At 61.0% G+C, this 12,461-nt stretch carries 12 protein-coding genes and 1 pseudogene; 5 read left to right on the top strand and 8 right to left on the bottom strand.

The window, feature by feature from the left end:
- Nucleotides 1-24: 24 nt before the first annotated feature.
- The 6 genes from ptsP to ACYZTR_RS22920 form a co-directional block, all read right to left on the bottom strand.
- Nucleotides 25-2,541, bottom strand: a complete 2,517-nt coding sequence (gene ptsP / locus ACYZTR_RS22945) for a phosphoenolpyruvate--protein phosphotransferase (protein ID WP_461974074.1) — start codon at nucleotides 2,539-2,541, stop codon at nucleotides 25-27.
- Nucleotides 2,542-2,578: 37 nt separating this feature from the next.
- Nucleotides 2,579-3,601 (bottom strand): SIS domain-containing protein, encoded by a 1,023-nt coding sequence (locus ACYZTR_RS22940; protein ID WP_461974072.1) that lies wholly within the window; start codon nucleotides 3,599-3,601, stop codon nucleotides 2,579-2,581.
- Nucleotides 3,582-4,688, bottom strand: coding sequence for an N-acetylglucosamine-6-phosphate deacetylase (gene nagA / locus ACYZTR_RS22935; protein ID WP_461974070.1), 1,107 nt, complete (start codon nucleotides 4,686-4,688; stop codon nucleotides 3,582-3,584). The genes ACYZTR_RS22940 and nagA overlap by 20 nt, the downstream gene beginning before the upstream one ends.
- A 31-nt stretch (nucleotides 4,689-4,719) precedes the next feature.
- The gene (locus ACYZTR_RS22930) at nucleotides 4,720-5,451 is read right to left on the bottom strand and encodes a GntR family transcriptional regulator (protein WP_461974068.1); all 732 of its coding nucleotides are present in this window, start codon (nucleotides 5,449-5,451) and stop codon (nucleotides 4,720-4,722) included.
- Between the two features lie 334 nt (nucleotides 5,452-5,785).
- Nucleotides 5,786-6,289 carry a L,D-transpeptidase family protein gene (locus ACYZTR_RS22925; RefSeq protein ID WP_461974066.1) on the bottom strand — a complete coding sequence of 168 codons (504 nt, stop codon included), beginning with the start codon at nucleotides 6,287-6,289 and terminating at the stop codon, nucleotides 5,786-5,788.
- 64 nt (nucleotides 6,290-6,353) lie between these two features.
- Nucleotides 6,354-6,905: an NUDIX hydrolase gene (locus tag ACYZTR_RS22920; protein WP_461974064.1), complete on the bottom strand. Its 552-nt coding sequence runs from the start codon at nucleotides 6,903-6,905 to the stop codon at nucleotides 6,354-6,356.
- Between the two features lie 146 nt (nucleotides 6,906-7,051).
- On the opposite strand from ACYZTR_RS22920, the gene ACYZTR_RS22915 reads away from it, so the two are divergent.
- The 5 genes from ACYZTR_RS22915 (at nucleotide 7,052) to purT (ending at nucleotide 10,406) form a co-directional block, all read left to right on the top strand.
- Nucleotides 7,052-7,651, top strand: coding sequence for a CoA pyrophosphatase (locus tag ACYZTR_RS22915; protein WP_461974062.1), 600 nt, complete (start codon nucleotides 7,052-7,054; stop codon nucleotides 7,649-7,651).
- Nucleotides 7,652-7,718: 67 nt separating this feature from the next.
- Nucleotides 7,719-8,243: a gamma carbonic anhydrase family protein gene (locus tag ACYZTR_RS22910; protein WP_003221962.1), complete on the top strand. Its 525-nt coding sequence runs from the start codon at nucleotides 7,719-7,721 to the stop codon at nucleotides 8,241-8,243.
- Nucleotides 8,240-8,455, top strand: coding sequence for a DUF1289 domain-containing protein (locus ACYZTR_RS22905; protein ID WP_461974059.1), 216 nt, complete (start codon nucleotides 8,240-8,242; stop codon nucleotides 8,453-8,455). Before ACYZTR_RS22910 ends, ACYZTR_RS22905 begins: the two co-directional genes overlap by 4 nt.
- Nucleotides 8,456-8,661: 206 nt before the next feature.
- The gene (locus ACYZTR_RS22900) at nucleotides 8,662-9,129 is read left to right on the top strand and encodes a preQ0 transporter (RefSeq protein WP_461974057.1); all 468 of its coding nucleotides are present in this window, start codon (nucleotides 8,662-8,664) and stop codon (nucleotides 9,127-9,129) included.
- A 95-nt stretch (nucleotides 9,130-9,224) separates the two neighbouring features.
- The gene (gene purT, locus ACYZTR_RS22895; RefSeq protein WP_461974055.1) at nucleotides 9,225-10,406 is read left to right on the top strand and encodes a formate-dependent phosphoribosylglycinamide formyltransferase; all 1,182 of its coding nucleotides are present in this window, start codon (nucleotides 9,225-9,227) and stop codon (nucleotides 10,404-10,406) included.
- Between the two features lie 116 nt (nucleotides 10,407-10,522).
- Here the strand turns inward: purT and ACYZTR_RS22890 are convergent.
- Nucleotides 10,523-11,087: pseudogene (locus ACYZTR_RS22890) on the bottom strand (MFS transporter); the annotation flags it as partial.
- A gap of 138 nt (nucleotides 11,088-11,225) precedes the next feature.
- On the bottom strand, nucleotides 11,226-12,461 hold the full coding sequence (locus tag ACYZTR_RS22885; protein WP_461974053.1) for a transporter associated domain-containing protein: 1,236 nt from the start codon (nucleotides 12,459-12,461) through the stop codon (nucleotides 11,226-11,228).

Genomic DNA, 12,461 nt, shown 5'->3' with positions numbered 1-12,461 from the left:
TTGTTTTAGAGCTGTTGTAGTTGTTCAGCTCAGAGGCCATTGCTGGTGACAGGCGTGACGCACCGCACTGGCGCTGCTCAACGTGAGCAGGTCATGGCTGATGCGTCGGCATTCGGCGGCGTCGAGGCGGCGCACGCGGTCCTTTATTTCACCGATCTGCACCGGGCTGACCGACAACTCGCTGACCCCCAGGCCAATCAGGACCGGCGTGGCCAGCGGATCAGAGGCGAGTGCGCCGCAGACGCCGACCCAGCGGTTATGCACCGCAGCACCGGCGCAGGTCTGGGCGATCAATCGCAGCAATGCCGGGTGCAGGGCGTCGACCCGCGAGGCGAGGCCGGCGTGGTCGCGGTCCATGGCCAGGGTGTATTGGGACAAATCGTTGGTGCCGATGGACAGGAAGTCCGCGTGTTCGGCCAGTTGCTCGGCCAGTAATGCGGCGGCGGGGACTTCGATCATCACGCCCAGCTCCGGGCGCTCATTCACACCGAGTTCAGTGCACAACGCGTCGAGGCGCTGGCGGATGTGCAGCAGCTCATCGACTTCGGTGACCATCGGCAACAGGATCCGACACCGGGAGAGCGGGCTGACGTGCAGCAGCGCGCGCAGTTGCTGATCGAGCAGTTCCGGACGGACCTGAGCCAGACGAATGCCACGCAAGCCCAGCACCGGATTGGCCTCAACCGGCAGCGGCAAGTAGTCGAGTTGCTTGTCGCCGCCGACGTCGATGGTGCGGATGATCACCGACTTGTCGCCCATGGCGTCGAGCACGGCCTGGTAGGCGATGCGCTGTTCCTGTTCGTCCGGCGCGGTGTTGCGGTCGACAAAGAGGAACTCGGTGCGCAGCAGGCCGACGCCGTCGGCGCCATTGGCCAGGGCATCTGCCGCTTCAGCGCTGGAGGCCACGTTGGCGGCAACTTCAATCTGCAAACCGTCGAGCGTCAGCGCCGGCGTGTGAGCCTGAGCCTGTTGCTCGGCGCGGCGCTGTTGATGATCGAGTCGCGCCTGATGCACTTCGGCCAACCGTTCGGCACTGGGCATCAGTTCGAGACGACCGCCATCGGCATCCAGCACAACGGCTTGGCCTTGCGGCTGATCCAGCAGCGTCGAACCCAGTGCAACCATGCACGGCAAGCCTTTGCCTCGCGCGAGAATGGCGACATGAGAAGTTGCGCCGCCCTCCGCCATGCACAACCCGGCGACACCTTGCTGGCTCAATTGCAGCAAGTCGGACGGCGTCAGTTCATGCGCGGCGACGATCGCGCCGGCCGGTACGTCGTAGTGCCAGGTTTCGCCGAGCAGGGCGCGCAGCACGCGTTGTTTGAGGTCGCGAAGATCGTTGGCGCGTTCGGCCAACAACGGGCTGCCGAGTTGCTGGAGCACCTCGCACTGCACGTCGATCGATTGACTCCAGGCGTGGGTCGCGGCCATGCCTTGGTCGATGGAAGTGTTGGCGGCGTCCAGCAGCGCCGGGTCTTCGAGCAAGGCGAGGTGGGCGGCGAAGATCGCTTCTTCGTCGGTGTTTTTATGTTTCCTGGCTTGGGCCAGTGTGTGGTCGATTTCGCTGCGCACGGCGGTCAGTGCAGTGGCGAGGGCTTTCAGTTGTTGCTCGGAATCATGGTGGCCGGCGTCCACCGGCAGGCTGATGGCGTCCAAGCGAAACAACGGCCCCCCCACCAAACCGGGAGCGGCGCAGACGCCGTGCAGCACACCGGCTTCGGCTGCCCTTTTACGCTGAGAAACCGATGTCGGCGCCGCGGCGTGGCTGTCTTCGGCCAGCGCTGTGGACAAGGCGATCAACAACGCTTGCAAAGCCGCTTCGGCGTCCGGGCCCTGGCAGCTGACCTGAACCTCGTCCTGCTCGCCAACGGCTAAACCCATCAGCCCGATCAAGCTGTCACAGGTCGCCGATTTGCCGGCGAAATGCAGCTGCGATTTGCTCTTGAACCCTTGCGCTGTCTGACGAATCAGCGCCGCCGGCCGGGCGTGCAGACCGCCACCATGGGCGATGCGAATGTGGCCGTAAATCTCTTCTCCCGACAACTCCATTTCAGCCAGCGCATCGGGTGCGTGCCGAGGAATGATGTGCAGCAATGGCTCGCCAACCTTCACTGATTTCAGCGTAATAGGCCGCGCCTGAAAGTCCTGGCTGTTGGTCAGGATCATCAAGCTGACGAGGCTTTTACACCGCTGCGCGACCTTGTCCAGGTCATAGCGCAACAGCGGTTGGCCGTTGCTGACTCGCGCACCTTCCTTGACCAGCATCGAGAAGCCTTCGCCCTGCAACTCGACGGTGTCGAGGCCCAGGTGCAATAGCAATTCGGCGCCGTTATCCGCACGCAAGGTGACGGCGTGGCCGGTGCGGGCGACGTGCATCACGACGCCGGCGCAGGGTGCGTGGAGGGTGTCGTTCAGCGGATCGATGGCGATCCCGTCGCCCATGGCGCCGCTGGCAAACACCGGGTCCGGGACTTGGGCAAGCATGAGCACCGGGCCGCTGAGCGGGGCGCTGAGGGTCAGCTCTTTATTATTGTTGTGCATGGGCTCGGTCTCATCAGAAAAAATGTACGGGTCAGACTCAGTGCGTGCGCGTGACTTTGCTCAAGTGCCGCGGCTGGTCCGGGTCCATGCCACGGGCGACAGCCAGGCCTGCGGCCATGACGTAGAAACTCTGGATCGCCAGGATTGGGTCGAGGGCCGGGTGTTCGGCGCGGCTCAGGGTGAGGTCGCGTTCGACGACGTCATCCGGCGCGGCCAGCAGGACGCGAGCACCACGCTGGCGCATGTCGGCGGCGAGGCTCAGCAAACCGGCCTGCTCGGCACCGCGTGGGGCGAAGATCAGCAGCGGATAATTTTCGTTGATCAACGCCATCGGCCCGTGACGGACTTCGGCACTGCTGAAGGCTTCGGCCTGGATCGCCGAGGTTTCCTTGAATTTCAGTGCGGCTTCCTGGGCGATGGCGAAACCGGCACCACGGCCAATCACCATCAGGTGCTGGCAATCACGCAGGGCGCCGATGGCCACGCTCCAGTCCTGTTTCGCCGCGTCGCGCAAACCTTCCGGCAGCGCGAGGCCGGCCTCCAGTAATTCCACATCCACTTTCCAATGGGCGATCAGACGGGCGCTGGCGCTGAGGGTGGCGATAAAACTCTTGGTCGCCGCGACGCTGTTTTCGGTGCCGGCACACAACGGCAGGCTGAACTCACACGCGGCCTCCAGCGGCGAACTCTCGGCATTGACCATCGAAATGCTCAGGGCGCCACGCTTGCGCAGCAGACGCAGGCTGTTCACCAGATCGGGACTTTGCCCGGACTGCGAGAAAGCGAACGCCACTTGGCCGCTGACCTTCAACGGCGCTTGCTGCATCGTCACCACCGACATCGGCAACGACGCCACCGGAATGCCCAGTTGCTGCATGGTCAGGTAGGCGAAGTAACTGGCAGCATGGTCGGAGCTGCCGCGAGCGACAGTCATCGCCACTTGCGGCGGCTGACGACGCAGGCGCCCGGCGATCTCGATCATCTGTGGGTCGAGTTGTTGCAATTGGGCGTGCACGGCCTCGCTCGAGGACAGCGCCTCTTCAAGCATTTTTGAAGTCAATGTCTTCTCCTTCGACCATGACGGCGGTCAGTGTGAGTGAGCGATCGAGCCGCACGCAGTCGGCCCAGCTGCCGGGTAACAGGCGCCCGCGTTCGGTGATGCCGAGGTAGTCGGCGGGGAATTGCGAAAGACGTTGCGAGGCCTCGGCGATCGGCAAGCCGATCTTCACCAGATTGCGCAGGGCTTGATCCATAGTCAGCGTGCTGCCGGCGAGCGTGCCGTCGGGCAAGCGCACGCCACCCAGGCATTTGGTCACGGTGTGGCTGCCAAGCTTGTATACGCCGTCGGGCATGCCGGCGGCGGCGGTGGAATCAGTGACGCAATACAGGCATGGGATCGAGCGCAAGGCCACACGGATGGCGCCGGGGTGTACGTGCAGTAAGTCCGGAATCAATTCGGCGTATGTGGCGTGAGCCAGTGCCGCGCCGACGATGCCTGGCTCGCGGTGATGCAGCGGGCTCATGGCGTTGTAGAGGTGGGTGAAACTGCTGGCGCCGGCCGCAAGCGCAGCCACGCCTTCCTCGTAACTGCCGAGCGTGTGGCCGATTTGCATGCGCACGCCGCGAGCGCTGAGGGCGCGGATCAACGCATCGTGGCCGGCGATTTCCGGGGCGATGGTGATCACCCGGATCGGCGCCAGGGCCAAGTATTCTTCGACTTCGGCCATCAGCGCGGTGTGGGCGAAGTTCGGTTGGGCGCCGAGTTTTCCGGGGTTGATGTAGGGGCCTTCCAGGTGCACACCCAGTACCCGGGCACTGCCTTTGGGCCGCAACTCACAAAACTCGCCGAGGGCTTTGAGCACGCTGGAAATCTCTTCGCTCGGCGCGGTCATGGTGGTCGCCAGTATCGACGTGGTACCGAAACGCACGTGGGTTTTGGTGATGGTCTCGAAGGCGGTTGCGCCTTCCATGATGTCTTTGCCGCCACCGCCGTGAACGTGCAGGTCGATAAAACCCGGCAGCAGGTAAGGCAGGTCGTTGTCGGCCGGATCGCACGGTTGGCCTTCGATCGACACGACCTTGCCGTGTTCATGAATCAGCCGGCCGCGAACCCAGCCGTGGGCGGTGAGGATGTTGTCTTCGGACATGATCGGTTCTCTCGTTTAGCAGCGTGGCTGATCAGCGGCGCAGCTCTGCAACAAAGTCGTAGTAGTCGTTGCGGCAATAGGTGTCGGTGACTTCGATCGGCGTGTTGTCTTCGAGGTAGCCGACACGGGTCATCAGCAGCATGGCGGTGCCGGGGGCGATGCCCACCAGGGCGGCGAATTCATCCGAGGCGTTGATCGCCTGAATGTGCTGCAGGACGCGGACAATCGGCTTGCCAATGCCGTCGAGGTATTCGTAGAGGGAGTCGCCCACCGCTTGCGGCTTGGGAATGATCGAGGCGGGCAGGGTGCTCATCTCGATCGCCATGACCGTGTCGTCGGCTTTACGCAGACGTTTGAGCCGCGCGACCTTGTCGTTCGGCGAGAGGCCGAGGCGGATCAGTTCTTCGTGGGTCGGCGGAGTGATTTCCCGTTCCAGCCATTGGGAGCCGGGGACGAAGCCCTTCAACCGCAGCATTTCGCTGAAACCCGAGAGGCGCGACAGCGGTTGTTCCAGGCGTGGGGTGATAAACGTGCCGGAACCTTGGTTGCGCCGGATCAGACCTTGTTCGAACAGCACTTCCAACGCCTTGCGCGCGGTGACGCGGGAGATGCCCAGCATTTCGCTGAGGTTGCGCTCCGACGGCATGGCCTGTTCGGCTTTCCACTGGCCGGCATGGATCGCCGCTTCCAGGTTGCGCGCCAGTTGCAGGTACAACGGCGTGGGCTGGGTGTCGTCAGGGCGTAGGGCCTGGAGGTCATTCATGTAGGTTTGGTCCGATGCGGATGTAGGTTTGTTGTCGCTCGGTGGTGAGAAGAAATTAATACCACTTAAATACCATGTCAATGCCACCACTTTGCCGTTGGCGCCGGGAAGCCTGCCCCGATTGATGGGCATTATGGTTCTTGGTTTTAAGTGGTATTAGAGGTGTGGATTTCGACAGCAAAGATCGCAGCTTTCGGCAGCTCCTACGGGCGGGAGTGGTATCACCCCTGTAAGAGCTGCCGAGGCTGCGATCTTTTGATTTTATTTTTTCGATGGCGACCAAAGGTAACCAATTGATCGTTCCCACGCAGTCTGGGAACGATTAGAGCGGGAGTTACGGGCGGATTTCGATCATTGTGCCGTCCGGTACCAGATTCCAGACTTCGCGCATGTCCATATTGCGCATGGCGATGCAGCCGTCGGTCCAGTCCAGCGTGTGGAACAGGTCTTCGGGGTTCTCTTCGGTGTCCGGGGTGCCGTGGATCATGATCATGCCACCGGGCTCGACGCCTTCGCGCCGGGCGCGGGCGGAGTCACTGATATTCGGGTAGGAGATGTGCATCGACAGGTTGAAACGGTCACTGGTCTTGCGCCAGTCCAGCCAATAAAAACCTTCAGGCGTGCGTTTGTCGCCTTCCATGAGTTTCGGGCCGAGGGGTCTTTTTCCCAATGAGATGCGATAGGTCTTGAGCGGCTTGCCGTCATTGATCAATTGCAATTGGTGGGCGGATTTGAGAACCAGGATTTTTTCGATGACTTTGCCGTCCTGGGTTTCCGCAACGGAAGCCTGGGAGACAGCGACAAACGACAAGCAAAACAGGGCAAGCAGCCAGCGCATTGAAACGATATCCCTTAGAGGTGTCGCGACTATTAAGTTATAGGTGATTTTAGACCCAGGAGCGTTATGTGATGGCAGGCTGAGCAAGCGGCGGGATCGATTCGGACCGCACGGGGTAGACCTCGGTCCGCCGGTCAGCGAAGAAGTATTCTAAGGTACGGCCCACTGTGCGGAAAGCCAGCTCGGACCAAGGGATGTCGGCTTCTTCGAAAAGCTGCACTTCCAGGCTCTCGGGACCGGCGCAAAAGTCCAGGTCCACCAGTTCGGCGCGGAAGAATACATGCACCTGGCTAATATGCGGCACGTCGATCAACGTATAGAGGGTCAGGTTGCGCACCCGCGCGCAGGCTTCTTCGGCCGTCTCGCGAATCGCCGCCTGCTCGATGGTTTCACCGTTTTCCATGAAACCGGCGGGCAGGGTCCAATAACCGAGCCGAGGCTCGATGGCGCGTCGGCACAGCAAGACCTTGGAGCCCCAGGTCGCCACGCAACCGGCGACGATATTGGGGTTCTGGTAGTGAATCGCCTGACAGCTGTCACAGACAAAACGCAGGCGTGAATCGCCTTCTGGAATGCGCTGGGTTACCGGGTTGCCGCACTGACTGCAAAATTTCATGCTTGGGTTCCTGAATGCTGCGCCTATCTTGGCGTGCGGCGGTGTCTGTCGGCAAGTTGTCGTTTAGCGACATGCAGCGGTTATGGGGTTGGGCGGTCGGTTCGATTGGTGCATGATGCGAGGTAGCGAATAAATCGAGAAGACTCATGCTGGACGAGCTACTTCACCGGGTAAACAACTACACGCCGCTAACCCTGGAAACCGACCGACGTTTCCCCGAAGCCGCGGTATTAGTGCCTATCACCCGCAGTGACGAACCTGAACTGGTTCTGACCCTGCGTGCCAGCGGGCTCTCGACCCATGGTGGTGAAGTGGCCTTTCCCGGTGGTCGACGTGACCCTGAAGACCCTGACCTGATTTTCACTGCGCTACGTGAGGCCCAGGAAGAAATTGGCCTGCCGCCGGGGCTGGTCGAAGTGATCGGCCCGCTGAGCCCGTTGATCTCCCTGCACGGCATCAAGGTCACACCCTATGTCGGTGTGATTCCGGACTTTGTCGAGTACCAGGCCAACGACGCCGAGATTGCCGCAGTCTTCAGCGTACCGCTGGAGTTTTTCCGCAAGGATCCGCGCGAACACACCCATCGCATCGATTACCAGGGCCGCAGTTGGTACGTGCCGAGCTATCGCTATGGCGAGTACAAAATCTGGGGCCTCACAGCGATTATGATCGTCGAGTTGATCAACCTGCTCTATGACACCGGAATCAGCCTGCATCACCCACCCAAAAGCTTTACCAATATTTGAAGCCATCGCTCGTATGGCCTGAACCCTGCTTTTTCAAGTGAGCCTGCCTGGCCTTGAGGACAATAAGATGAAATATCGCCTGGGCGACGCCCGCGTCGACACCCATCCGCAGAGCTGGGTCGCACCTAATGCCGTGCTGGTGGGCAAGGTCAAACTGGAAGAGGGCGCCAACGTCTGGTTCAACGCCGTGCTGCGGGGCGACAACGAGTTGATCCTGATCGGCAAGAACAGCAACGTCCAGGACGGCACGGTGATGCACACCGACATGGGTTACCCGCTGACCATCGGCACCGGCGTGACCATCGGCCATAACGCCATGCTTCATGGTTGTACGGTGGGCGATTACAGCTTGATCGGCATTAACGCGGTGATCCTCAACGGCGCGAAAATCGGCAAGAACTGCATCATTGGCGCCAACTCGCTGATCGGTGAGGGTAAGGAGATTCCAGACGGTTCGCTGGTCATGGGCTCGCCGGGCAAAGTGGTGCGCGAACTGACCGAGCCGCAGAAAAAAATGCTGGAGGCCAGCGCTGCTCACTATGTGCATAACTCGCAACGTTATGCCCGCGATCTGGTTGAGCAGGAAGAATGAACCCACCCGAACGCCCGGTTCGATCGCCCTGCGTGAATATCTGCGCGCTGGACGAGGAGGATGTTTGCACCGGGTGTCAGCGCACGGTGGAAGAGATCACGCGCTGGAGCCGGATGGGCAACGAGGAGCGGCGCAAGGTGTTGGGGTTGTGTCATGAGCGGGCTAAATCGAGTGGTCTTCTCTGGATGATCGAGCAGAAGCCAGGCATTTGAGTTGTGCCTTGAAAGTGCTGCGCACTTTATCGCGAGCAAGCTCGCTCCCACATATGATTGATGTTGCCCACATTAGTTGCGATCGACACGGAACCAATGTGGGAGCGAGCTTGCTCGCGAAGAGGCCATCGCGCCCGCCACTTCTCTTGGTCCTGGCACATCTCTAACGTACCCTGTGCGCCAAATTGACAGGTTCCCCCCCGCCCATGCTCTTCCTGATCGCTTACATCAGCAGTGTCGTGCTGATCAACTACGCCTTTTCCACCGCTCCACAACTGGACATCATCTGGTCGGCCTGGGGTGGTTTGGTGTTCGTTTTGCGCGACATGGTGCAAACCCGCTTCGGCCATGGCGCGATCGCGGCGATGCTGGCAGCGTTGGTGTTGTCCTACGTTACCTCCGATCCCTCCATCGCGCTGGCCAGCGCCACGGCCTTCGCGGTGTCCGAGTGCATCGACTGGCTGGTGTTCAGCATTACCAAGCGTCCCTTGCACGACCGCCTGTGGATAAGTTCGGCGCTGAGTATTCCCCTCGATACATTCATCTTTTTCGGCATGATCGATGTGTTCACCCCGGGCGTGATCCTCACCGCCATGGGCTCCAAGTTCGCGGGCGTGACGGCCGTGTGGCTGATCATGGCCTGGCGCTTGCGCAATCAGGCCGTCGCCAGCTGAAGCCAAACCTCTCGGTTCATGTAAAATGCCGCGCTTTCTCCCCATGGGAAGCGCGCCAGGCGCGACCCTCGATGATCCGCTTCTGAGGACCTGAGATGACCCGTATCGGAACTCCATTGTCGCCAACCGCGACCCGCGTATTGCTGTGTGGCTGTGGCGAGTTGGGCAAGGAAGTGGTGATCGAGCTGCAACGCCTGGGCGTTGAAGTGATTGCCGTGGATCGCTACGCCAATGCGCCGGCCATGCAGGTCGCCCATCGCAGCCATGTGATCAACATGCTCGACGGCGCCGCCCTGCGTGCCGTGATCGAGGCCGAAAAGCCGCACTTCATCGTGCCGGAAATCGAAGCCATTGCCACCGCGACCCTCGTGGAACTGGAAGCCGAAGGCTTCACCGTGATCCCGACCGCTCGCGCCGCGCAGCTGACCATGAACCGCGAAGGCATCCGTCGCCTGGCCGCGGAAGAGCTGGACCTGCCGACCTCGCCGTACCACTTCGCCGACACCTTCGAGGATTACAGCAAGGCCGTCCAGGACCTGGGTTTTCCTTGCGTGGTCAAGCCGGTGATGAGCTCGTCGGGCAAAGGCCAGAGCCTGCTGCGCAGTGCCGATGACGTGAAAACCGCTTGGGATTACGCGCAAGAAGGCGGTCGCGCCGGTAAAGGCCGCGTGATCGTCGAAGGCTTTATCGATTTCGACTACGAAATCACCCTGTTGACCGTGCGTCACGTCGGCGGCACTACGTTCTGCGCGCCAGTCGGTCACCGTCAGGAGAAGGGCGACTATCAGGAATCCTGGCAGCCACAAGCCATGAGCCCGATTGCCCTGGCTGAATCCGAGCGCGTTGCCGAAGCCGTCACTGAAGCCTTGGGTGGTCGTGGTCTGTTTGGTGTTGAGCTGTTCATCAAAGGTGATCAAGTCTGGTTCAGCGAAGTCTCGCCGCGTCCACACGACACGGGCTTGGTGACGTTGATTTCCCAGGACCTGTCGCAGTTCGCGCTGCACGCGCGGGCGATTTTGGGCTTGCCGATTCCGTTGATCCGTCAGTTCGGGCCTTCGGCTTCGGCGGTCATTCTGGTGGAAGGGCAGTCGACTCAGACAGCTTTCGCCAATCTGGGGGCTGCGTTGAGCGAGCCGGACACGGCGTTGCGTCTGTTCGGCAAGCCTGAGGTGAATGGTCAGCGTCGGATGGGCGTGGCGTTGGCGCGGGATGAGTCGATTGAGGCGGCTCGTGCTAAAGCCACCCGCGCATCCCAAGCCGTAAAAGTAGAACTATAGGGCTACACAGATCGTTCCCACGCTCTGCGTGGGAATGCAGCCCGGGACGCTCCGCGTCCCAAAAGCGGACGCGGAGCGTCCGTTGAGGCGTTCCCACGCAGAGCGTGGGAACGATCTTATAAGACCCGATTCAAATCGTTATTGCGCGTTTCCTTCAGGCCAGCACAGCAATCAAGCTCAGCACCGCCGCCCCCGACACATACCCGCCGACATAACTCAAACTCCCCATCGCCACCAGCTTCTGTGCGAAGAACGGCGCCGCCGAGGCCCCGACAATGCCGCCCAGATTGTAGGCCGCCGACGCGCCGTATAACGCACGTGAGTAGGGAGCAGCTCTGGCAGCAGCGCACCCATTGGTGCAAACGTCACGCCCATCAGAAACAGCTCGATACACAGGAACAGTGCCACGCCCCAGGTTGAACCTTGGGTCAGCAGCGGTTCCATCAGGAATCCGGACAAAATCGCCAGCACGCCACCGATGATCAGCACCGGTTTGCGCTCGTAACGATCACTGGCCCAGGCCGACAGCGGGGTGGCAGCGGCCATGAACAGTACAGCGAAGTACAGCAGCGCGAGAAAGGTTTCGCGGGTGTAGCCGAGCGTCGATACGCCATAGCTCAGCGAAAACACCGTCGAGATGTGGAACAACGCGTAGCACACCACCATCGACCCGGCCCCCAGCGTTTACCCCCGTTCGGCTGCGAAGCAGTCGTAGGCTCGGCACGCGCGGTGTATCAGGAAGAATACTGTCGCAGGTTTTAGCACTGCTGCGCAGCGCAACGGGGGTAAACCCCCTCGCCACAGGATATGTGCCAGGGTTTAGATCACAACAGGCACCGAACTGGTATGCCAGATCAGAACCCGGCTGACGCGGTTGTCTTCCGTCTCCAGAATCTCCAGGCGATAACGCCCGATCTTCAGGCATACCGCACTGTCCGGAATCGTCTCCAGCGCCTCGGTCACCAACCCGTTGAGGGTTTTCGGACCATCGCTGGGCAAGTGCCAGCCAAGGCTTTTGTTCAAATCGCGAATCGACGCCGCACCTTCGATCACCAAGCGGCCATCAGCCTGTGGATGGATGTGCGGGTTATCCAGGCTGTGCTGGCTTTCGAATTCGCCGACGATTTCTTCGAGAATGTCTTCCAATGTCACGATGCCGAGCACTTCTCCGTATTCGTCGACCACCATGCCGAGGCGTCGCTGTTGTTTGTGGAAATTCAACAGTTGCAGCTGCAACGGGGTGCTTTCCGGCACGAAATAAGGGTCGTGGCTGGCCGCCAGGAGCGCCTCCAGTGTCAGGCTGGAATCGTGCAACAAGTGACGGATCTGCCGGGTATTGAGCACCGCCTCCACCTGATTGATGTCGCTGTGGAACACCGGCAAGCGCGTGCGTTTATTGACGCGAAGCTGCTCGAGGATGTCTGAGAGGGTGTCGTCCAGGTTGATCCCGTCGACGTCACTGCGTGGCACCAGAATATCGTTGACCGTGATGTTGTCCAGCGCATGGATGCCTGACAGCGGGTGCGGGCGGCAGACGGCGTGTTCGTGATCGTTGTGGCGATCGTTCGGTGCCTCGTCTTCGCTCTGCTGCACCACGTTGGCTTTGCGGGCGAACGGTCGCATCAGCAACTGACTTATGCCATTGAGCAACCAGGCGGCGGGATAGACGATTTTCAGTGGCGTGCCAAGCAAGGTGTTGCCCAAGGCCAGGACGGCGTCCGGATAGCGAACGGCGAGGGTGCGCGGCAGGTAGTCGGCGAACACCAGAAGCACGGCGCCAGCCCCGAGGCAGGCCACCCATGGACCGTTTTCCGCCCAGGTGAAAATCGCCAGCAATGTGCTGATGACCACGACCAGTGCGCGGCACAGGGTGTTGCAGAGGATCAGGCTATTGAGCGCAAAACTCAGCTTTGCCACCGGCTTGTCGCTCGAGCGCGAAGCGGTCCGCTGGGCCAGCAAGTGCTGTTGTGCAACTTCGATGGCTGTAAACAGCCCCGACCATAAAATCAGCAGGGCCACTACCGCGAGCATCGGCCCTATGGGCAAGTCGTCCAT

Source organism: Pseudomonas sp. Hz4 (genome assembly GCF_054898165.1).
This window is presented reverse-complemented; position numbering and strand designations above follow the sequence as displayed.